This window comes from uncultured Brevundimonas sp. (assembly GCF_937870815.1).
In the GTDB taxonomy this organism is placed as follows: Bacteria; Pseudomonadota; Alphaproteobacteria; order Caulobacterales; family Caulobacteraceae; genus Brevundimonas.
In genome coordinates, this window is record NZ_CALMZS010000088.1 from 1 (window position 1) to 20,013 (window position 20,013).

Below are 20,013 nucleotides of genomic sequence, written 5' to 3' on the forward strand. Positions count from 1 at the left end.
GGCGGCCGGCTTCCTCGCGGCGGTGCGGACGGCCGGCTTCGTGGCGGCCTTGGGCGCGGCGCCCGCGGCGGCCGGCCGGGCCGCGGCCTTCGGCGCCGCCCTGGTCGCGACCTTCGCGGCGGCCGGAGTCTTCGCCGCGGCCGGAGTCTTCGCCGCGGCCGGCTTCGGCGCGGCGGCCCTGGCGGGCGCCCGGGTCGTCGCCGGCTTAGCGGCGCTCGACTTTGCCGCCGGTTTCGGCTTGGAAGCGGCGGACGCCGCCTTCGGTTTGGCGATGCTCGGCTTGGACGGTGCTTTGGCCATGGATTCCCCGACCCCTCGGTTCAGTTGGTTGCTGGCGGTGGAGCGCACGCCAGCGCGCGCCTCGATTCGCAATGATAGCGGTGTTTGAGAAATGTCCGAGTCCGCAGTTCAAATAATCGCGAGGGGTCCGCGCGCCGTGGCGGAGGCCGCCGCCGTCGCCCTGGATTCCGACCCGCTGCTGGAAGGCGCCACCTATTCGATCCTCGAGGAAGACGAGGACCGCGGCATATGGCGGATCGACGCCTTTCCCAATGATGAAGACGACGCCCGCGGCGTCGAGACTCGGCTCAGGGCGCACGACGGCCTGAGCGTCACGGTCGAGACGCTGGCCGACGCCGACTGGCTGGCCCTGTCCCTGTCCGGCCTGCCGCCGGTGCGGGCCGGGCGCTTCTTCATCTACGGGGCCCACGACCAGGGCGTCGTGCCGAAGAACGCCGTCAGTCTGAAGATCGACGCCGGCGCCGCCTTCGGCACCGGCCATCACGGCACCACGGTCGGCTGCCTGCTGGCCTTCGACGAACTGCTCAAGCGCGAGCGCTTCGGGCGCGTGCTGGACGTCGGCTGCGGCACCGGCGTGCTGGCCATCGCGGCGGCGAAGACCGGCTCGAAGGTCGCCCTCGGCACCGACATCGACGCGCCCTCGGTGCGGATCGCCAACGAGAACGCGAAGCTGAATCTCTCCGGCGCCCGGTTCGTCCACGCCTTCGGTCTCAACGACCGCAGGGTGCGCGGGCAGGGGCCCTACGACCTGGTCTTCGCCAACATCCTGGCGCCGCCGCTGGTCAGCCTGTCGCAGGACATCAGGGAGGCGCTCCGGCCCGGCGGGGCGGCCATCCTGTCCGGCCTGCTGCGCACCCAGGAGCGCCGCGTCGCCGCCGCCTACCTGTCCCGCGGCTTCGTGCTCGAGCGCCGCATCCGCCGCGACGCCTGGAGCGCGCTTGTGCTGAGGCGGGTGGGTTAACGGCGGAACGGACCTCAACCGGAGCCGTTGCGTCAGTTCAATGGAGGACTGCCCGTGACCCAGTACGATCCCCACACCGACACCGTCGAGGTCCGCACGGTCGAACCCGGCTATACGGAAACCACCGAGACGGTGGTGGTCCGCGAGTCCAACACCGGCTGGTGGATCGCCGGCATCCTCGGCGGCCTCGTGCTGATCGCGGTGCTGTGGATCCTGTTCGCCCGCGGCGGCGGCCCGCAGACCGATGAGGAGGTGCTGGAGGCCCGTCTCGACGCGGCCGCGGCCCAGGCCCAGGCCGACGCGGCCCTGGTGCAGGGCCAGGTGGCCGGGGCCCAGGCCAGCGTCGACATCGCCCGCGCCAACGCCGCCGCCGCCGCCGCCGAGGCCCGCGCCGCCGAGGCTCGCGCCGCCGAGCCGGTGGTGATCGAGCGCGAGGTCGTCGTTCCCGCGCCGGCGCCGGCCGGCCCGGCCGTGGTCAGCCCGACCACGCCGCAGAACTGACCGCCTGACCGGCGGGCGGCCCCGGGCCGGAGAGCGCGGACCCATGTCCGCTGATCCGGTCCCGGCCGACGAGCCGCGGACGAGGAAGATCGGAACGGAAAAACTTCATACGTCGCAACGGTTCATTGTCCACAGCCCGCGCTCCGCCTATCTTGCCGGAATGACCAAGCGCTGGACGCCCGAAAGTTGGAGATCGAAACCCGTCGTGCAGATGCCGACGGACTATCCGGACACGGCCGCCCTGCGCGCCGTCGAGGACGAGCTGCGGGCCCTGCCGCCGCTGGTGTTCGCCGGCGAGGCGCGGCGCCTGACCGCCAAACTGGCCCGGGTCGAGGCCGGCGAGGCCTTCCTGCTGCAGGGCGGCGACTGCGCCGAGAGCTTCAAGGAGTTCTCGACCGACAACATCCGCGACACCTTCCGCCTGATCCTGCAGATGGCCGTGGTCCTGACCTTCGCCGGCCGCAAGCCGGTGGTGAAGGTCGGCCGCATCGCCGGCCAGTTCGCCAAGCCGCGCTCCTCCTCGGTCGAACAGATCGACGGGGTCGAGCTGCCCAGCTATCGCGGCGACATCATCAACGGCATGGCCTTCACGCCGGAAGAGCGCGTCCCCGATCCCCAGCGTCTGCTCAAGGCCTACAACCAGTCGGCCTCGACCCTGAACCTGCTGCGCGCCTTCGCCGGCGGCGGCTACGCCGACCTGTACAACATCCACCGCTGGACCATGGGCTTCGCCGCCGACAGCGCCTACGGGGCCAAATACCGCGACCTCGCCGACAAGATCACCGAGGCCCTGGCCTTCATGGAGGCGGTCGGCGTCACCCCCGAAAGCCATCCGGACCTGAGCCGGGTCGAGGTCTTCACCAGCCACGAGGCCCTGCTGCTCAATCTCGAGAGCGCCCTGACCCGGCTCGACGGGGCCTCGGGCGAATGGTTCGACACCTCGGCCCACATGGTCTGGATCGGCGAGCGCACCCGCCAGCTGGACGGGGCCCATGTCGAGTTCGCCCGCGGCATCCGCAATCCGGTCGGCCTGAAGTGCGGCCCGACCCTGGAGCCGGACGACCTGCTGGCCCTGATCGACGTGCTCAACCCGGACAACATTCCCGGCCGCCTGACCCTGATCGGCCGCTTCGGCGCCGACAAGGTCGGCGAGCGCCTGCCGCGCCTGATGAAGGCGGTCAAGGCCGAGGGGCGCCGCGTGGTCTGGTCGATCGACCCGATGCACGGCAACACCCTGAAGGCCGGCAACGGCTACAAGACCCGTCCGTTCGAGCGCATCCTCGGCGAGGTCAGGGGCTTCATCGACGTGGCCGAGGCCGAGGGCGTGCATCCCGGCGGGGTCCATCTCGAGATGACCGGCCAGAACGTCACCGAATGCCTCGGCGGCGCCCAGGCCCTGACCGAGGACGACCTGTCGAGCCGCTACCACACCCATTGCGATCCCCGCCTCAACGCCGACCAGGCGCTGGAACTGGCCTTCCTCGTCGCCGAGCGTCTCAAGGCCGGCCGGCGTCCGCAGTCCGAGGCGGCCTGAAATGGAGGCCGTCGGGCGGCCGCCGGACGACGACCCGGGCGGCCGCTGCGCCTATCAGGGCGCGCCGGGCGCCTTCAGCCACGAGGCCGTCATCGAGCTGCGGCCGTGGGACGAGCCGGTCGCCTATGACAGTTTCGACGCGGCCATCGAGGCGCTCAGGTCCGGCGAGGTGGGCTGCGCCCTGATCCCGGTCGAGAACACCACCATCGGCCGCGTCGAGCCGGCCGCCACCCTGGTCGAGGCCGCGGACCTGATCGTGGTGTCCGAGGTCTGGCGGCCGATCCGCCTGGCCCTGATGGCCCCCCCCGGCGCCCGCCTCGGCGATATCCGGACCGCCGAGAGCCATCCGGTCGCCCTCGGGCAGTGCCTTGGGGCGCTCGGCGAGCTGGGCATCGCCCCGGTCGAGGCCTTCGACACCGCCGGGGCCGCCCGGGCCGTGGCCGCGGCCGGGGATCCGAGCCGCGCCGCCGTCGCCCCGGCGCGGGCGGCCGAGGTCTATGACCTGTCGCTTCTGCGCAACGACATCCAGGATTCGGCCGACAACCGCACCCGCTTCGTCCTGCTCGGCCTCGGCGCGGCTTGACGCCGTCCGCGGCTTGCGCCCTATGGAGCCCATGGTCCGCTCGCCAGTCCTCGCCATGACTGCCTTCGCCCGCCCCGACGCGGCCGCGGACCTGTATTTCTACGGCTTTCGATACGCCGGCTGAGGCTTCGGGCCCGTCCCGACCGCCTCGCCGGCGACCGCTCCGCGACGGAGCGGCGGCTCGCAAATCCTCCTCCACGCCGTATCGAAACCGAAGGTCCCTCCCGTGTCCCAAGCCTGCGCCCAGCCCGCCCGCCCGCCCGTCCATCCCGCCCCCCTCGAGGTCTCGCCCGGGCAGATGGCGCTCACCGCCCTGCGCCAGGAGATCGACGGGCTCGACGACCAGATGCTCGCCCTGTTCGAACGCCGCCTCGCCCTCGCCGCCAGGGTCGGTAAGGCCAAGGACGCCCCGTCCGGCCCGCATGTGAAGCTGCGCCCCGACCGCGAGCAGGCCATCCTCGAGCGCGTCCTCGCCCAGGCCCGGCCCGACAACCGCGAGGCCGTCGAATCGCTCTGGCGGCAGATCGTCGGCTGGGGGCTGGCGCGTCAGGGCCGGATGCAGGTCCAGGTCTGGTCGCCGGTCGAGCCGACCCGCGCCTTCGACGGGGCCCGGCTGCGCTTCGGGGCCGCGGCCGATATGAAGGCGGTGCGCGATCCCCAGGCCGCCCTGGCCTGGGCGGCCGGGGGTCACGGCGTCGCCGTGCTGGCCATCAACGCCGGCGATCCGTGGTGGACGGGCCTGCGCCGCGAATGGGCGTCGCTCAGCGTCTTCGACGGCTTCGGCGGCGAGACGCCGACGGCCCTGGCGGTCGGCCGCATCGACCCGGCGGCCCTGCCCGGCGTGCCCCGGGTGCTGGTCACCGCCGGCGGCGACGCGGGCGACGGCTCCGGCCTCCGCCGCCGCGGGCTCGACACCCATCACGGCTGGACCCTGTCGCTGACCGACGCCGTCGTGCCCATCGGCGGCGACGAGGGCTGCGTCGGCGCGCTCGGCTGACTACGCCGCCATATTGTCGATCAGCCGGGTCCGGCCCAGCCAGGCCGCGGCCAGCACCCGGGCCGGGCCGTCGACCGTCCCGCCGGGGAATTCGCCCAGGTCCGCGGCGCGCCGCACCGCCACATAGTCGACGTGGCCGAAGCCGGCGCCCAGCAGGGCCGCGCGGGCGGCGGTCTCGATCGCGGCCACCGGCTCGCCCGCCGAGGCCCGCGCCCCGGCCTCGGCCAGCACCCCGTTCAGCCGCCGCGCCACCTCCAGCTGCTCGCCGGTCAGGTAGGCGTTGCGCGACGACAGGGCGAGGCCGTGGCCGTCCCGCACCGTCGGCGAGCCGACGATCTCGACCGGCAGGTCCAGGTCGCGGACCAGGCGCCGGACCACGATCAGCTGCTGGTAATCCTTCTCGCCGAACACGGCGACCTGCGGCTGCACCTGGTTCAGCAGCTTGGCCACCACCAGGGCGACGCCGCCGAACATCTGCGGCCGGCACGCGCCCTCCAGCCCCTCGGCCGGCGCGCCGACCGAGATCGTGGTGGTGGCGTCGGCGGGATACATCTCCTCGACCGCCGGCGCATACAGCAGGGCGCAGCCCGCGCCGGCCAGCAATTCGGCGTCCCCGGCCTCCTGCCGGGGGTAGGCGTCGAGGTCCTCGTGGGCGGCGAACTGGGCCGGATTGACGAACACGCTGGCGACCACCCGGTCGCTCCGCTCGCGCGCCTCCCGCACCAGGGCCAGATGGCCCTCATGCAGGGCGCCCATGGTCGGAACGAAGCCGATGGTGAACCCCCGGCGCTTCCAGCCGCTTACCGTCTCGCGCAGGGCCGCCACGGTGCGGACGACGGGCAGGTCTGGAGTGTCGGGCATGGTGAATAGATTAACCCTTCGACTTAAGCCTGCTTGTGAACCGCGCTTCAAAGCCCGGCGTGCCAGTGTGCCGCTTATGACGCCGAGCCTCATCTTCCGTCCAGTGCTGGCCTGCGCGGCCCTCGCCGGCCTGTCCGCCTGCGGCATGGTCGAGGCCGACCCGCACCGGTTCGAGAACATGGCCGAGGCCGTCGCCGCCATTCCGCTGGACGGCGGCCCGGAGCGGACCGGAGCGCCTGCCGCCCGCACCGCCGCCGCGGCCGGCCTGCGTCCCGCCCTGCGGGTGCAGGTCATGGAGCCGCACGCCCTGTGGGACGCCCGCGACGGCGGCCTGCGCGGCCTGGCGGAGGCGCAGGGCCGGCGCCTCGCCGCCGCCGCCGCGCCCGCCGTGGCCGACGCCGTGGCCCGCGACGTCTCCGCCCGCATCGACAGGGCCGCCGCCCGGGCGGGCCTGCGCCCGGCCCGCGCCCCCCGTGCCTCCGCGCCGGACGCCGCCGGGCGGCTGGTCCAGATCGGCGCCTATTCCAGCGAGGCCGCCGCCCGCGAGGCCTGGGGCCGCCTCGATCTGGCCGGCCTGACCCCGGTGTTCGAGGCCGTCGAGGTGGGCGGCCGCCGTCTGGTTCGCCTCAAGGTCCGGGCCCCGGCGGCGCGGGCCGCCGCGGTCTGCGCCGCCGCCGGCGTCGACGATCCCTGGTGCCGCCGGGCCGCCTGAACCCGTATCCACAGCCGCCGCGCGCCGGTCCGTTGACGCCGCCCCGCGGGGCGGCGAATCTGCCGCCTCAAGGCCGGGCGTCGAGTCGGCGGCCATCGGAGCATCGGAATTCCATGGCGGACCCCACGGTCATCGTCGTCGGCAACGAGAAGGGCGGGGCGGGCAAGTCCACCCTCGCCATCCATATCGTCTGCGGACTGCTCCACGCCGGCAGGACGGTGGCCATCATCGACCTCGACCTGCGCCAACGCTCGATGGCCAAATTCTTCGCCAACCGCGCCGCCTGGACGACCGGCAACGGCCAGGCGCTGCCGATGCCGTTCGAGCCCGACATGGGCGACGGCAAGGCCCTGGCCCGGGCCGACGACGGCGAACAGCTGGCCCGCTTTGAAACGGCCTTCGCGCAGGCCCGCGCCCGGGCGGAATTCATCCTGGTCGACACCCCCGGCGGCGACACCGTCCTGTCGCGCTCCGCCCACGGCCGGGCCGACCAGATCGTCACCCCGATGAACGACAGCTTCGTCGACTTCGACCTGCTGGGCCAGGTCGATCCGGTCACCCTCGATCTGCTCAGGCCGTCGATCTACTCCGAGAGCGTCTGGGAGGCGCGCAAGCACCGCGCCGTCACCGAGGGCCGGGCCGCCGCCATCGACTGGATCGTGGTCACCAACCGCCTCGCCGTCGCCGCCGCCCGCAATCGCCAACGCCTCGAGGAGCGGATGGAGAAGCTGGCGCGGCGGGTCGGCTTCCGCATGGGGCCGGGCCTGCGCGACCGGGTCATCTACCGCGAACTGTTCCCGTTCGGCCTGACCGTCGCCGACCTGTCGAACGAGGTGCGTCCGGTGTCGGTGTCGCTGGCCCATGTGGCGGCCCGCCAGGAGCTGCGCAACCTGATGCGGGCGCTCGGCCTCGACGACGGCTCGCTGAACGCGCCGCTGGACGCGGCGGCGTGAGCTCTTGAGCCTCGTCTGGCTGGCGCTGGCGGCGATCGCCGTCTGGGCCCTGGTCCGGCTCGGCCGCCAGACGGAGGGGCGGGGCCGGGGCCACTGGCGCGTCACCGCCACCCTGTTCAGCGCCGTCCTGATCGCCGGCGCCGTCCTGCTGGCCGCCCGCGGCTCATGGCTGGCCGCCGCCGCCCTCGCTGGGGCCGGGCTGTGGCTTACGCTCGCCTCGCGCCAGCGCATCGCCCCGCCCCGTGCGGAGGCCATGACCGCGGCCGAGGCGCGCTCGCTGCTCGGCGTCGGCGCCGACGCCACGCCGCAGCAGATCAACGCCGCCTGGAAGCGGCTGATGGCCCGGGCCCATCCCGACCAGGGCGGCACGGAAGGCCTCGCCTCCCGCCTCAACGCCGCCCGGGACCGGCTGCTGAAAGGCTGATCAGGCCCTGGCCGTCGCCTTCTTCGCCGTCGTCTTCTTCGGAGCCGCCTTCTTCGCCGGCGCCTTCCTGCCCTTGGCCGGAGCCGCCGCCCGGGCGGCCAGCAGCGGCAGGGCCGCCTCCAGGGTCAGATCCTCCGGGGCCGCGCCCTTGGGCAGGGTGGCGTTGATCTTGCCCGACTTCACATAGGGCCCGAACCGCCCGGCCATGACATGGACCGGCTCGCCCGTCTCCGGGTGGGCCCCGAGCTCCTTCAGCGGCGCCGCGGCCGCGCCGCGTCCGCCGAACCTGCCGGCCCGCTTCTCGGCCAGCAGGGCGACGGCGCGGTTCAGCCCGACCTCGAACACCTCGTCGATGTCCGAGACGTTGGCGTAGGTCCCGGCGTGCTGCACGAACGGGCCGTAGCGGCCCAGGCCGGCGGTGATCGGCTTGCCGTCCTCGGGGTGCATCCCGACCTCGCGCGGCAGGGCCAGCAGCCGCAGCGCCTGCTCCAGCGTCAGCGAGGCGGGCGACCAGCCCTTCGGCAACGATGACCGCCTCGGCTTTTCGGCCTCCGGCGGCAGGGTCTCCACATACGGTCCGAAGCGGCCGATCTTCAGCTGCACCGGCTGGCCCGTCTCCGGATCGACGCCCAGCTCCCGGTCGCTCCCCGCCTCCTCGTTCGCGGCCCCGCTTCCGAAGCCGCGGGTGTATTTGCACTCCGGATAGTTGGAGCAGCCGATGAAGGTCGACTTCATCTTGAAACTGGCCTTCAGGTGCAGCCGCCCCGTGCCGCACACGGGGCACAGGCGGGCGTCCGATCCGTCGGCCTTGGGCGGGAACAGGAAGGGCCCGATGGCCTCGTCCAGCTTGTCGATGACGCCCTGCATGGCGGTGACGTCGGCCGTCGCCGGCTTCAGCTGGCCCCAGAAGTCCCGCAGCAGGACCTTCCAGTCGAGGTTCCCGGCCGAAACCTCGTCCAGCCGCGTCTCCAGGTCGGCGGTGAAGTCATACTCGACCCACTGGGCGAAGAACCGCTCGAGGAAGGCCGTGACCAGCCGGCCGGTGTCCTCGGGGATGAACCGGTTCTTGTCCATCCGCACATAGCCGCGGTCGCGCAGGGTGGTCAGGATCGAGGCGTAGGTCGACGGCCGCCCGATGCCCAGCTCCTCCAGCTTCTTGACCAGGGTGGCTTCCGAGAAGCGCGGCGGCGGCTCGGTGAAATGCTGCTCGGTGCGGATGGCCTCGACCCTGGCCGCCGCGCCTTCCTTCAGGGCCGGCAGGCGGGTCGCATCATCCTCGTCGTCCTCGGCTCCCTTCGGCCGGTCGTCGCGGCCCTCCTCATACACGGCCATGAAACCGTCGAAGGCCACCACCTGGCCGGTGGCGCGCAGGCCGGTCTGGCCGTCCGGGGTCTCGACCTCGACCGTGGTCCGGTCCAGCCGGGCCGACTCCATCTGGCTGGCGATGGTCCGTTTCCAGATCAGCTCATAGAGGCGCTGCAGGTCGCCCTCGAGCCGCAGGGTCTCCGGCGCCCGGGCCATGTTGGTCGGCCGGATGGCCTCGTGCGCCTCCTGGGCGTTCTTGGCCTTGGTCTTGTAGTGGCGCGGCTGTTCCGGGACATAGGCCGGGCCGAACCGGTCGCCGATCACCTGGCGGGCCTGGGCGATCCCCTCGGGGCTGACCGACAGGCCGTCGGTCCGCATATAGGTGATCAGGCCGCCCTGGTCGTCGACGCCCTCATAGAGTTTCTGCGCCGCCTGCATGGTCCGCTGGGCCGTGAAGCCGAGCTTGCGCGAGGCCTCCTGCTGCAGGGTCGAGGTCATGAACGGCGGGCTCGGCGCGCGCCTGACCGGCTTCTTCTCGATCGAGCGGATGGTGAACTGACCGGCGTTGATCGCCTCCCGGGCCGCCGTGGCCATGGTCTCCGAGACGATGTCCAGCCGCTGCACCCGCTTGCCGGCGTGTTTGACCAGCCGGGTCGTGAACGGCGGGCTGTCGGCGGTCAGATCGGCCTCGACCGACCAGTATTCCTGCGGCCGGAAGGCCTCGATCTCCAGCTCGCGGTCGACGACGATGCGCAGGGCGACCGACTGCACCCGCCCGGCCGAGCGCGCGCCCGGCAGCTTGCGCCACAGCACCGGCGACAGGGTGAAGCCGACCAGATAGTCCAGCGCGCGGCGGGCCAGATAGGCCTCGACCAGCTCCATGTCGAGCTGGCGCGGATGGGCCATGGCCTCCAGCACCGCGCCCTTGGTGATGGCGTTGAAGGTGACCCGTTCGACGGGGGTGTCCTTCAGCGCCTTCTTCTTCGTCAGCACCTCCAGCACGTGCCAGCTGATCGCCTCGCCCTCGCGGTCGGGGTCGGTGGCCAGGATGACGCGGTCGGCCTTCTTCGCCGCCTCGGCGATCTCGCCCAGCCGCTTCGAGGCCTTGGCGTCGACCTCCCACGACATGGCGAAATCGTCGTCGGGCAGCACCGAGCCGTCCTTCGACGGCAGGTCGCGGACGTGGCCGTACGACGCCAGGACGTGGAAGTCCGGCCCCAGGTATTTGTTGATGGTCTTGGCCTTTGCGGGGCTCTCGACGACGACGAGGTTCATGCGGGGAGGGGGCCTTGAAGGGGCTCGAAAGGGGGCGGAACGTGGTTGGCGCGGGCCTCGCTGTCAATCGCCGGCCGAAATCGGATGGTCGGTCAGCGGGACACCAGACCCCCCGGAAGCAGGCTGGCGCGGCCGGCGAGGCTGAGCTCCAGCAGGGCGGCGGCGACATTTCCGACCGGCGCGTCCAGGGCCCGGGCCACCTCGTCGCGCGGCGTCGGCGTCGGCGACAGCAGGGCGGCGACCTGTTCGAGAAAGACGGCGTCGACGTCTTCAGGGGCGCCGGCGAACGGGTTGTCGGCGGCCGGCTCCCCCAGCGTGCGCAGGGTCGAGAAGGCCCGCTCCACATCCTCCAGCCCCTCGCACAGGATCGCGCCCTGCCGCAGCAGTTCGTTCGGTCCCCGGGCGCGCGGGTCCAGCGGCGAGCCCGGCACGGCGAACACGTCGCGGCCCTGTTCCCCGGCCAGCCGGGCGGTGATCAGCGAGCCGGAGCGCAGCTCCGCCTCGACCACGATCACCCCGAGCGACAGGCCCGAGATGATCCGGTTGCGGCGCGGGAAGTCCTTCGCCTGGGCCTGCGCGCCGATCCGGCTCTCGGACAGGATGCAGCCCCGGTCGGCGATCTGCGCGTAGAGCTCGGCGTTGTCCGGCGGATAGACGTCGTCGACGCCGCCGCCCAGCACCGCCACCGTGCCCGTCGGCAGGGCCCCGGCGTGGGCCGCGCCGTCGATGCCCCGCGCCAGGCCCGAGATCACCACATATCCGGCCTCGCCGAGCTGCTGCGACAGGCCGCGCGCGATCCGCTGACCGCCCGCCGAGGCGATCCGCGCCCCGACCACGGCGATGCAGGGCCGCGCCATCAGGCCCGCGTCGCCCAGCGCCCACAACATCGGCGGCGGCGGATCGACCGCGGCCAGCATCCCGGGGTAGTCCGCGTCGCCCAACACGATCAGCCGCGCCCCCAGCGCCGCTCCGGCCGCGATTTCGGCCTCGATCTCGGACGCGGGCGGCAGATCATGCCCATGGCCGCCGCCGCGCCGGATCAGGTCGGGCAGGGCTTCCACGGCCCGCTCGGCCGAGCCGAAGCGGTCGAGCAACTGTTTGAAGGTGACCGGGCCGACCCGGTCCGTGCGCGCCAGCCGCAGTCGGGCGAACCGCTCCGTCTCCGGCAGCGGCGCCCGGCCGGTCACGCCTTTCCGGCGCCGATGCGGGGTTCGGTCCCCTTCAGCAGGCGGGCGATGTTCTGGTGGTGCCGCACCCAGATCAGCACCGCGGTGAAGGCCGCCAGCAGCAGGACCGGGGCCGGCGCGGGCAGGTCCAGCGCCGCCAGCGGCAGCAGGGCGTAGAGCGGGGCGGCGACCGAAGCCGCGAGGGCGGCCAGGGATGAAATACGGAACAGGGCGGCGACGATCAGCCAGGTCGCGCCGGCCAGCAGGCCGAGCGGCCACGCCGCCGCCAGCAGCAGGCCGAAAAAGGTGGCGACGCCCTTGCCGCCCCTGAAGCCGAGCCAGACCGGGAGCAGGTGGCCGAGAAAGGCCGCGCCGCCCGCGATCGCGCCAGCGAGCTCGCCACCGGACAGTTGGCGGGCGATCAGCAGCGCCGCGGCCCCCTTGCCGGCGTCGAGCAGCAGGGTGGCGATGGCCAGATCCTTGCGGCCGGTCCGCAGCACATTGGTGGCGCCGATGTTGCCCGAGCCGATGCCGCGCACGTCCTGTCCGGTCACGACCCGGGTCAGGATGACCCCGAACGGGATCGACCCGAGCAGGTATCCGCCCGCCGCCGCGAGCGCGAACGTCCCCCATTCCAGCGCTTGGGGGGCCGGGCCGACCAGATCCTGCAAGTGATTCGCTCCCCTCTAGCGTGCGTCGTGGACGATGCGTCCGCCGACGACGGTGAGCAAGACCCTGCCTTGCAGGCGTCGCCCGTCGAAGGGCGAGTTCTTGGACTTGGACCTCAGCGCGTCGGCGTCGACGACCACGGGCGCGCCGGGGTCGAACAGCGTCAGGTCGGCCGGCGCGCCCGCCGCCAGCACCCCGGCCTCCAGTCCCAGCAGGCTCGCCGGGCCCTGCGTCAGCGGGCGCAGCACGTCCAGCAGATCGAGCCCGTCTTCATGGTGCAGCGTCAGCGCGGCCGGCAGCAGCGTCTCCAGGCCCACGGCTCCTGGCGTCGCCTCGGCGAACGGGCGGCGCTTGTCCTCGGCCGGGGCGGGGGCGTGGGCGCTGGTGATGGCGTCGATCAGGCCGTCGCGCACCGCCTCGATCAGCGCCCGGCGGTCGCGCTCGGGCCGCAGCGGCGGGTCCATCCGGTAGAAGGTCCGGTAGTCGCCGATGTCGATCTCGTTGAAACACAGGTGGTTGATCGACACCGAGGCGGCGACCTCCAGGCCCCGGGCCCGGGCCCGGGCCAGCGTCTCCAGCGCGCCCTCGGTCGAGATCTGGTCGACCAGGAACCGCGCCCCGGTCTGCTCGACCAGGGCCAGGTCGCGCTCCAGCTGGATGCGTTCGGCGATGGCCGGCGCCGAGGCCAGGCCCAGCCGCGCGGCCAGCTCGCCCGAGGTCGCCACCGCCCCCTCGCTCAGCCACGGATCGGCGGGACGGCAGGCGATCAGGGCGTTGAAGGCCGCCGCATAGCTCATCACCCGCTGCAGCATCCGGCTGTCGACGATGACCCGGTCGACATCGGTGAAATACAGCGCCCCGGCCTCGTCCATCAGACCGATTTCGGCCATCCGACGGCCGTCGCGGCCCTGCGTCGCCGCGCCGGCGGCGCGCACATTGACCAGTCCCAGCGCCGCGCCGCGCCGCTGGATGAATTCGATCATGGCCGGATCGTCGATGGCCGGGTCGGTGTCCGGCTGGATGACGAGGGTGGTCACTCCGCCCGCCGCCGCCGACAGCGAGGCCGACTTCAGCGTCTCCTTCGGCTCCGCGCCCGGCTCGCCGGTCTTGACCCGGATGTCGATCAGGCCCGGCGACAGGCACAGGCCCTGCGCGTTCACGACCTCGACGCCCGCCGGGGCCGCGGCCCCGCCGCCGTGGATGACCTCGACGATGCGGCCGTCCTCGACCAGCACCGCCCCCGGGCCGTCGTAGTCGCTCGCCACATCCAGCAGCCGCGCATTGAGGATGGCGAGCGCGCTCACGCCCCGGCCTCCTCGCGCCGCGCCGACAGGGCCGCCAGCACCGCCATGCGCGCGGCCACCCCCATCTCGACCTGATCCTGGATCAGCGACACGGTCAGGTCGTCGGCGACGTCGGAATCGATCTCGACGCCCCGGTTCATCGGCCCCGGATGCATGACCCTGGCCCCCGGCTTCGCCCAGGCCAGCTTTTCGCGGTCCAGACCCCAGAAGCGGAAATATTCGCGGGTCGAGGGCACCAGCGCCCCCTCCATCCGCTCCAGCTGCAGGCGCAGCATCATCACCACGTCGACGCCCCGCAGCCCCTCGCGCATGTCGTGGAACACCTCGCAGCCCCAGCGGTCGGCGTCGCCCGGGACCAGGGTCGGCGGCCCGATCAGCCGCACCCGCGCCCCCATCATCGACAACAGGGCCACATTGGACCGCGCCACCCGGCTGTGGGCGATGTCGCCGCAGATGGCCACGCTCAGCCCGCCGACGTCGCCGAAGGCCCGGCGCAGGCTCAGCAGGTCCAGCAGGGCCTGGGTCGGATGCTCGTGCCGCCCGTCGCCGGCGTTGACCACCGAACAGCCGACCTTCTGCGACAGCAGGGCCGCCGCGCCCGAGGCCGGGTGGCGCACCACCAGCACGTCCGGCTTCATGGCGTTCAGCGTCGCCGCCGTGTCGATCAGGGTCTCGCCCTTGGCCGTCGACGAGGTGCGCGGGCTCAGCGCCGTCACGTCGGCCCCCAGCCGCCTGGCCGCGATCTCGAACGAGGCGCTGGTCCGGGTCGAATTCTCGAAGAACAGGTTCATCACCGTGCGCCCGCGCATCAGGTCCAGCGACTTGGCGCCCTGCCGGTTGAAGTCGACGAAGGCGTCGGCCAGGTCCAGCAGGGGCGGGACGGTCGCGGCGTTCAGATCGCCGGCGGACAGGAAATGATCGCGGGGGAACGGCGCCAGCCGCTCGTGGATCAGGTCGGTGACGGCGGCGGGCTGGGTCATCGAGGCCCGGCTATAGGGGCAGATCGGACGAAGGGGAAGATCGCAGCCGGTCCAGCGCGCCCTGCAGTATCCAGGCGGCCGCGGTGCGGTCGACCACATCGGCGCGCCGCTTGCGGTTGAGGTCCAGCTCCTCGATCAGGAACCGTTCGACCGCGCTGGTCGACAGCCGCTCGTCCTGGAAGGCGCAGGGCACGGCCCGCAGTCGCTGCAGGTTGCGCGCGAAGGCCCGGCACGACTGCGCCCGCGGTCCCTCCGAGCCGTCCATGTTCAGCGGCAGGCCGATCACCAGGCCCGAGGCCCGCCGCCCGTCCATCAGCTTCAGCACCGCCTCGGCGTCCCGGGTGAATTTCGTCTTGCGGATCAGCACCAGCGGGCTGGCGATCATCCGGGTGGCGTCCGAGGCGGCCACCCCGATGGTCTTCTCGCCCAGGTCCAGGCCCAGCCACGGCGTGCCGGGCGGGGTCGAGACGGCGAGGTCTTCGAGGGTCATGACGGTCACGGCCTGCCGGTAGGACTGGCGCACGCCCGAGTCAAAGTGCAAAGCTTCGTCCGCGTCAGAACGAGGAGGGTCGTCCGATGAAGCCGCTTCTGTTCCTCACCGCCCTGGTCGGGCTCGCCGCCTGCGACACCGGGGTCGAAACCCGCAAGGAGGCCGTGCCGCCCGCCGAGCAGCCCGCGCCCCTGGCCGCCGTCGCCCCGCTGGCCGCCGCCGGCCCCGCCGCCACGCTCCAGCCGGAAACCGACCCCGACCTGCAGCAGGCCGCCGCCGTGGTCCGCCTCGACCAGCTGCCGGGCCAGGGCCCCGTCGCCGCCAAGCTGTTCGGCACGGCGGGCGGCGATCCGGCCATGAACGGCCTCTATACCCATGTCGCCTTCTTCCAGGGACCGGACGGGGGCTGGCGCGTCTTCCGGCTCGGCGACGTGCTCGACTACCGCATCCTGTCGGCGCGGGCCGGGCGGGTCGATCTGGAGTTCGAGGAAAGCACGATGGACGAGGCCTCCGGCCGCATCGGCAGCCGCACCCGCCGGGTCATCGTCGGCTGGCCCATCGCCGCCGACGGCTCGGCCCCGGCCGAGGTGACCGTCACCCCGGCGCAATAGCGTCAGAATCCTTGTGAAACCGGGTCTGATCCTTGTGAAAGAGGGTTTGCGCGGCTAATCCCGCCGGTTCTGGTTTCGCTATGGAGGGCCGCATGGCCATCGACGCCGCGACCGTGCGCCGGGTGGCGCACCTCGCCCGCATCAAGACCCCGGAAGACCGGCTCGAGCCGCTCGCCGCCGAGCTGAACGGCATCCTCGCCTGGATCGAACAGCTCAATGAGGTCGACGTCGAGGGCGTCGAGCCGATGACCTCCAACGTCGCCCAGCCGCTGCGCCTGCGTGACGACCTGGTCACCGACGGGAACAGGGTCGCCGACGTCCTGTCCAACGCCCCCAAATCCGCCGACGGCTTCTTCGTGGTGCCGAAGGTGGTCGAATGACGGGCTCGCTTTCAGAGCCCTTCCCCCTTGATGGGGGAGGGGTTGGGATGGGGGTGAAGGCGGTCGGAGCAGACGCCGCCGTCGCCGCTTCATCCTCAAACACCGTCACCCCCGACCCCGGCCCTTCCCCCATCAAGGGGGAGGGGGGCGCTGAAGCGAACGCCGGAGCCAGGCATGTCTGATCTCACGAAACTGACCTTGAAAGCCGCGCTCGAAGGCTTGCGCGCCCGGCAGTTCTCGTCCGAAGAACTGACCCGCGCCTTTGTCGCCGCGATCGACGCCGCCAATCCGCGCCTCAACGCCTACGTCCTTCAGACCACGGACAAGGCCCTGGCCATGGCCCGCGCCTCCGACGCCCGGCTGGCCAAGGGGGAGGGCGGCGCCCTCGAAGGCGCCCCGCTGGGGATCAAGGACCTGTTCTGCACCGACGGCGTCCAGACCACGGCCGGCTCCAACATGCTGCGCGGCTTCGTCCCGCCCTATGAGTCCACCGTCACCGCCAACCTGTGGCGCGACGGCGCGGTCATGCTGGGCAAGCTGAACATGGACGAGTTCGCCATGGGCTCGTCGAACGAGACCAGCGCCTTCGGCCCGGTCGTGAACCCGTGGAAGTCAACGACGTCCAACGCTGACTTGACGCCTGGCGGCAGCTCGGGTGGTTCGGCCGCATCGGTCGCCGCCGACCTCTGCCTCGCCGCCACCGCCTCGGACACCGGCGGCTCGATCCGCCAGCCGGCCGCCTTCACCGGCACGGTCGGGATCAAGCCCACCTACGGCCGCGCCAGCCGCTTCGGCATGGTCGCCTTCGCCAGTTCGCTGGACCAGGCCGGTCCGATCACGAAGACGGTCGAGGACGCCGCCCTCCTGCTGCGCGCGATGTGCTCCTTCGACCCCAAGGACTCGACCAGCCTCGACGTCGAAACGCCCGACTGGACGCAAAGCCTCGGCAAGGGCGTGAAGGGGCTGCGCATCGGCATCCCGAAGGAATATGTCGTCGACGGCATGCCCGCCGAGATCCAGGCCCTGTGGGACCAGGGCGTCCAGTGGCTCAAGGCCGCGGGCTGCGAGATCGTCGACATCAGCCTGCCGCACACCCAATACGCCCTGCCGGCCTATTACATCATCGCCCCGGCCGAGGCCTCGTCCAACCTGGCCCGCTACGACGGCCTGCGTTTCGGCCACCGCGCCGGGGGGACGACCAGCCTGACCGACCTTTACGAGACCAGCCGCGCCGAGGGCTTCGGCAAGGAGGTCCAGCGCCGCCTGACCATCGGGGCCTATGTCCTGTCGGCCGGCTTCTATGACGCCTATTACGTCCGCGCCCTCAAGGTCCGCCGCCGCATCGCCATGGATTTCGACGCCGTCTGGGACCGCGTCGACGCCATCCTGACCCCGTCCACCCCCTCGGCCGCCTTCGCGCTGGGCGACAAACAGGTCGACCCGCTGCAGATGTATCTGAACGACATCTTCACCGTCACCGCCAACCTCGCCGGCCTGCCGGGCATCTCGGTGCCCGCGGGCGTCGACAAGGGCGGCCTGCCCCTCGGCCTGCAGGTCATCGGCAAGGCGCTGGACGAGGCGACCGTGTTCCAGGTGGCCAGCGCGCTGGAAGACGCGGCGGGGTTTGTGGCGAAGCCGGAGAAGTGGTGGTGAAGATCTGAAACCCTCTCCCAGAGGGAGAGGGAGGGGCCCGCGCGCGAAGCGCGTGGGAGGGTGTGGGGTTACGCTGCATGACGCGTGAGACTCGAACGGAACGCGCGCGGGACCTGCGCCAGCGCCAGACCTTCGCCGAGAAGAAATTCTGGCAGGCCGTCCGCGGCAGCCGGCTGGACGGATTACGCTTCCGCCGCCAGCACCCCATTGACCGCTACTTCGTCGATTTCGCCTGCGAGTCCCTGAGACTGGTCGTCGAACTCGACGGCAAGATTCACGACGAGGACGAACAACAGATCGACGACTATCACCGTCAGTTGGAGATCGAAACCCTTGGCTGGTGTGTCCTCCGGTTTACGAACGATCAGGTCATCGGGTCGCTGCCGGCCATCCTCGACGCCATCCGCGCCCAAGCGAAACTGGCCGGCGCCGTAACCCCACACCCTCCCGTCGACTGCGTCGACGGGCCCCTCCCTCTCCCAATGGGAGAGGGGACGCGAAACCCCTTCACGCCGAACCTGCGTCGCCCTAGAAAACGACCATGACCGACACCGCTCCCTCCAAACTCATCCACGGCCGCACCGGCCCGTGGGAAATCGTCATGGGGCTGGAGATCCACGCCCAGGTGGCGTCGAAGGCCAAGCTGTTCTCGGGCGCGGCCGTCGGCTTCGGCGCCGGGCCGAACGAGCAGGTGTCGCTGGTCGACGCCGGCTTCCCCGGCATGCTGCCCGTGCTGAACAGATACTGCGTCGAACAGGCCGTCCGCACCGGCCTCGGCCTCAACGCCCGGATCAACAGGCGCAGCCAGTTCGACCGCAAGAACTATTTCTACCCCGACCTGCCCACCGGCTATCAGATCAGCCAGCTCTACCATCCGATCGTCGGCGAGGGCGTGGTCGAGGTCGAGGCCGAGGACGGCTCCTTCTTCAACGTCGGCATCGAACGCCTGCATCTGGAGCAGGACGCCGGCAAGCTGATCCACGACCTGTCGCCGACCGAGTCCTATGTCGACCTCAACCGCGCCGGCACGGCCCTGATGGAGATCGTCTCCCGGCCCGACATCCGCTCGCCTGAGGAGGCGGTCGCCTACGTCAAGAAGATCAGGACGATCCTGATCTATCTCGGCACCTGCGACGGCGACATGGAGAAGGGCAATCTGCGCGCCGACGTCAACGTCTCGGTCTGCCGCGAGGGCCAGTACGCCAGATACAAGGCCACCGGCGACTTCAGCCATCTGGGCACGCGCTGCGAGATCAAGAACGTCAACTCGTTCCGCTTCATCTCCCAGGCCATCAACCATGAGGCCCGGCGCCAGATCGAAATCCTCGAGGACGGCGGCAAGATCGACCAGGAGACCCGGCTCTACGACCCCACGGCCTGCGAGACCCGTTCGATGCGCTCCAAGGAAGAGGCGATGGACTATCGCTACTTCCCCGACCCCGACCTGCTGCCGCTGGAAATCGAGCAGGCGTGGATCGACGAGATCAAGGCCTCGCTGCCCGAACTGCCCGACGCCAAGCGCCGCCGGCTGATGGCCGACTACGGCCTGTCGCAATACGACGCCGTGGTGCTGATCTCGGAACAGGCCAAGGCCGACTATTTCGAAGCGGCGGCCAAGGGCCGCGACGCCAAACTGGTGTCCAACTGGGTCACCAACGAGATCTCCGCCCGCCTGACCGCAGAGGGCAAGGACTTCAGCGAGAACACCCTGCCGGCCGCCCATCTGGCCCAGCTGGTCGAGCTGATCGAGACCAATGTCATCTCGTCGAAGATCGCCAAGCAAGTCTTCGACCACGTCTGGAACGGCGAGGGCAGCCCTGCCGAGGTCGTCGAGAAGCACGGCCTCAAACAGGTCACCGACGCGGGCGCCATCGAAAGGGCCGTCGACGAGATCATCGCCGCCAATCCCGACAAGGCCGCCGCCGTCGCCGAAAAGCCCCAGGCCCTCGGCTGGTTCGTCGGCCAGGTCATGAAGGCCACCGGCGGCAAGGCCAATCCGGCCGCGGTGAACGACATCCTGAAGGCGAAGCTGGGTCTCTGACCGGCCGGTACGGCCTCCGCGGTCACCTCGTTCCCTCCGGCAATGTCGGCGTTCGGGGGAGACGTCCTCGTGACGGCTGGACCGAGAGCCAGGTCCTGGCGCGCCGGGGCCCGGGGCCCCTCCGCCCGTCGCTAGACCAATCGTCCGCTGGGTTGAATCGGGCTGGCGCGGTGCTTTTTCAGGTGCGACCGACAACGGCTCCTGCTATAAGGCCTTCGCCTTCCGCGACGCCTGCAAGGCGCTGGGCCTGCGGCACATCCGAACAAGGCCCTACACCCCCAGGACCAACGGCAAGGCCGAACGCTTCATCCAG

The 20,013-nt window shown here is 71.6% G+C and carries 21 protein-coding genes and 1 pseudogene; 15 read left to right on the top strand and 7 right to left on the bottom strand.

The window, feature by feature from the left end:
- The 6 genes from Q0588_RS05490 to Q0588_RS05515 form a co-directional block, all read left to right on the top strand.
- Positions 1-388 (top strand): hypothetical protein (locus Q0588_RS05490; protein WP_298744474.1); only part of this gene is annotated, 388 nt, incomplete at its 5' end.
- Positions 389-391: 3 nt separating this feature from the next.
- Positions 392-1,261 carry a 50S ribosomal protein L11 methyltransferase gene (locus Q0588_RS05495; RefSeq protein ID WP_298744476.1) on the top strand — a complete coding sequence of 290 codons (870 nt, stop codon included), beginning with the start codon at positions 392-394 and terminating at the stop codon, positions 1,259-1,261.
- 54 nt (positions 1,262-1,315) lie between these two features.
- Positions 1,316-1,762 carry a hypothetical protein gene (locus tag Q0588_RS05500; protein WP_298744478.1) on the top strand — a complete coding sequence of 149 codons (447 nt, stop codon included), beginning with the start codon at positions 1,316-1,318 and terminating at the stop codon, positions 1,760-1,762.
- Positions 1,763-1,922: 160 nt separating this feature from the next.
- Positions 1,923-3,296 (top strand): class II 3-deoxy-7-phosphoheptulonate synthase, encoded by a 1,374-nt coding sequence (locus tag Q0588_RS05505; protein ID WP_298744512.1) that lies wholly within the window; start codon positions 1,923-1,925, stop codon positions 3,294-3,296.
- Between the two features lies 1 nt (position 3,297).
- Positions 3,298-3,879 carry a prephenate dehydratase domain-containing protein gene (locus Q0588_RS05510; protein ID WP_298744480.1) on the top strand — a complete coding sequence of 194 codons (582 nt, stop codon included), beginning with the start codon at positions 3,298-3,300 and terminating at the stop codon, positions 3,877-3,879.
- Positions 3,880-4,105: 226 nt separating this feature from the next.
- Positions 4,106-4,876: a chorismate mutase gene (locus Q0588_RS05515; protein ID WP_298744482.1), complete on the top strand. Its 771-nt coding sequence runs from the start codon at positions 4,106-4,108 to the stop codon at positions 4,874-4,876.
- Here the strand turns inward: Q0588_RS05515 and panC are convergent, their stop codons facing one another.
- On the bottom strand, positions 4,877-5,737 hold the full coding sequence (panC, locus tag Q0588_RS05520) for a pantoate--beta-alanine ligase (RefSeq protein ID WP_298744484.1): 861 nt from the start codon (positions 5,735-5,737) through the stop codon (positions 4,877-4,879).
- A 76-nt stretch (positions 5,738-5,813) separates the two neighbouring features.
- Between panC and Q0588_RS05525 the strand changes: the two genes are divergently transcribed.
- The 3 genes from Q0588_RS05525 (at position 5,814) to Q0588_RS05535 (ending at position 7,826) form a co-directional block, all read left to right on the top strand.
- Positions 5,814-6,449 (top strand): SPOR domain-containing protein, encoded by a 636-nt coding sequence (locus Q0588_RS05525; RefSeq protein ID WP_298744486.1) that lies wholly within the window; start codon positions 5,814-5,816, stop codon positions 6,447-6,449.
- A gap of 113 nt (positions 6,450-6,562) precedes the next feature.
- The gene (locus tag Q0588_RS05530) at positions 6,563-7,402 is read left to right on the top strand and encodes a division plane positioning ATPase MipZ (RefSeq protein ID WP_298744488.1); all 840 of its coding nucleotides are present in this window, start codon (positions 6,563-6,565) and stop codon (positions 7,400-7,402) included.
- Positions 7,403-7,406: 4 nt separating this feature from the next.
- Positions 7,407-7,826 (top strand): molecular chaperone DnaJ, encoded by a 420-nt coding sequence (locus Q0588_RS05535; protein ID WP_298744489.1) that lies wholly within the window; start codon positions 7,407-7,409, stop codon positions 7,824-7,826.
- Here Q0588_RS05535 and topA read toward each other — a convergent pair whose 3' ends face one another.
- The 6 genes from topA to ruvX all read right to left on the bottom strand — a co-directional run bounded on the left by topA (position 7,827) and on the right by ruvX (position 15,015).
- Positions 7,827-10,406, bottom strand: a complete 2,580-nt coding sequence (gene topA / locus Q0588_RS05540; protein WP_298744491.1) for a type I DNA topoisomerase — start codon at positions 10,404-10,406, stop codon at positions 7,827-7,829.
- A 92-nt stretch (positions 10,407-10,498) separates the two neighbouring features.
- Positions 10,499-11,593 (bottom strand): DNA-processing protein DprA, encoded by a 1,095-nt coding sequence (dprA, locus tag Q0588_RS05545; protein WP_298744493.1) that lies wholly within the window; start codon positions 11,591-11,593, stop codon positions 10,499-10,501.
- Positions 11,590-12,243, bottom strand: a complete 654-nt coding sequence (gene plsY, locus Q0588_RS05550; RefSeq protein WP_298744495.1) for a glycerol-3-phosphate 1-O-acyltransferase PlsY — start codon at positions 12,241-12,243, stop codon at positions 11,590-11,592. Before plsY ends, dprA begins: the two co-directional genes overlap by 4 nt.
- Positions 12,244-12,258: 15 nt before the next feature.
- Positions 12,259-13,545, bottom strand: coding sequence for a dihydroorotase (gene pyrC / locus Q0588_RS05555; RefSeq protein WP_298744497.1), 1,287 nt, complete (start codon positions 13,543-13,545; stop codon positions 12,259-12,261).
- Entirely contained in the window at positions 13,542-14,525 is a 984-nt protein-coding gene (locus tag Q0588_RS05560; protein ID WP_298744499.1) for an aspartate carbamoyltransferase catalytic subunit, read from the bottom strand. Before Q0588_RS05560 ends, pyrC begins: the two co-directional genes overlap by 4 nt.
- A gap of 10 nt (positions 14,526-14,535) precedes the next feature.
- Positions 14,536-15,015, bottom strand: coding sequence for a Holliday junction resolvase RuvX (gene ruvX, locus Q0588_RS05565; protein WP_298744514.1), 480 nt, complete (start codon positions 15,013-15,015; stop codon positions 14,536-14,538).
- An 86-nt stretch (positions 15,016-15,101) separates the two neighbouring features.
- On the opposite strand from ruvX, the gene Q0588_RS05570 reads away from it, so the two are divergent.
- The 6 genes and pseudogenes from Q0588_RS05570 to Q0588_RS05595 form a co-directional block, all read left to right on the top strand.
- Positions 15,102-15,626 carry a hypothetical protein gene (locus Q0588_RS05570; RefSeq protein WP_298744501.1) on the top strand — a complete coding sequence of 175 codons (525 nt, stop codon included), beginning with the start codon at positions 15,102-15,104 and terminating at the stop codon, positions 15,624-15,626.
- A 92-nt stretch (positions 15,627-15,718) separates the two neighbouring features.
- Positions 15,719-16,006 carry an Asp-tRNA(Asn)/Glu-tRNA(Gln) amidotransferase subunit GatC gene (gatC, locus tag Q0588_RS05575; RefSeq protein WP_298744504.1) on the top strand — a complete coding sequence of 96 codons (288 nt, stop codon included), beginning with the start codon at positions 15,719-15,721 and terminating at the stop codon, positions 16,004-16,006.
- 174 nt (positions 16,007-16,180) lie between these two features.
- Positions 16,181-17,659, top strand: a complete 1,479-nt coding sequence (gene gatA / locus Q0588_RS05580; RefSeq protein ID WP_298744506.1) for an Asp-tRNA(Asn)/Glu-tRNA(Gln) amidotransferase subunit GatA — start codon at positions 16,181-16,183, stop codon at positions 17,657-17,659.
- Between the two features lie 77 nt (positions 17,660-17,736).
- The gene (locus Q0588_RS05585) at positions 17,737-18,204 is read left to right on the top strand and encodes a DUF559 domain-containing protein (RefSeq protein ID WP_298744508.1); all 468 of its coding nucleotides are present in this window, start codon (positions 17,737-17,739) and stop codon (positions 18,202-18,204) included.
- Positions 18,201-19,700, top strand: a complete 1,500-nt coding sequence (gene gatB / locus Q0588_RS05590; RefSeq protein ID WP_298744510.1) for an Asp-tRNA(Asn)/Glu-tRNA(Gln) amidotransferase subunit GatB — start codon at positions 18,201-18,203, stop codon at positions 19,698-19,700. The genes Q0588_RS05585 and gatB overlap by 4 nt, the downstream gene beginning before the upstream one ends.
- Positions 19,701-19,887: 187 nt before the next feature.
- Positions 19,888-20,013: pseudogene (locus tag Q0588_RS05595) on the top strand (IS481 family transposase); the annotation flags it as partial.

What these genes read in the sequence shown, in the direction of transcription:
- panC (WP_298744484.1), bottom strand. Translation starts at nt 5,737, where the DNA reads ATGCCCGACACTCCAGACCTGCCCGTCGTCCGCACCGTGGCGGCCCTG.
- topA (WP_298744491.1), bottom strand. Translation starts at nt 10,406, where the DNA reads ATGAACCTCGTCGTCGTCGAGAGCCCCGCAAAGGCCAAGACCATCAAC.
- Q0588_RS05560 (WP_298744499.1), bottom strand. Translation starts at nt 14,525, where the DNA reads ATGACCCAGCCCGCCGCCGTCACCGACCTGATCCACGAGCGGCTGGCG.
- Q0588_RS05495 (WP_298744476.1), top strand. Translation starts at nt 392, where the DNA reads ATGTCCGAGTCCGCAGTTCAAATAATCGCGAGGGGTCCGCGCGCCGTG.
- Q0588_RS05530 (WP_298744488.1), top strand. Translation starts at nt 6,563, where the DNA reads ATGGCGGACCCCACGGTCATCGTCGTCGGCAACGAGAAGGGCGGGGCG.
- Q0588_RS05585 (WP_298744508.1), top strand. Translation starts at nt 17,737, where the DNA reads ATGACGCGTGAGACTCGAACGGAACGCGCGCGGGACCTGCGCCAGCGC.
- Q0588_RS05510 (WP_298744480.1), top strand. Translation starts at nt 3,298, where the DNA reads ATGGAGGCCGTCGGGCGGCCGCCGGACGACGACCCGGGCGGCCGCTGC.
- gatA (WP_298744506.1), top strand. Translation starts at nt 16,181, where the DNA reads ATGTCTGATCTCACGAAACTGACCTTGAAAGCCGCGCTCGAAGGCTTG.
- Q0588_RS05505 (WP_298744512.1), top strand. Translation starts at nt 1,923, where the DNA reads ATGACCAAGCGCTGGACGCCCGAAAGTTGGAGATCGAAACCCGTCGTG.
- gatB (WP_298744510.1), top strand. Translation starts at nt 18,201, where the DNA reads ATGACCGACACCGCTCCCTCCAAACTCATCCACGGCCGCACCGGCCCG.
- gatC (WP_298744504.1), top strand. Translation starts at nt 15,719, where the DNA reads ATGGCCATCGACGCCGCGACCGTGCGCCGGGTGGCGCACCTCGCCCGC.
- ruvX (WP_298744514.1), bottom strand. Translation starts at nt 15,015, where the DNA reads ATGACCCTCGAAGACCTCGCCGTCTCGACCCCGCCCGGCACGCCGTGG.
- Q0588_RS05525 (WP_298744486.1), top strand. Translation starts at nt 5,814, where the DNA reads ATGACGCCGAGCCTCATCTTCCGTCCAGTGCTGGCCTGCGCGGCCCTC.
- Q0588_RS05570 (WP_298744501.1), top strand. Translation starts at nt 15,102, where the DNA reads ATGAAGCCGCTTCTGTTCCTCACCGCCCTGGTCGGGCTCGCCGCCTGC.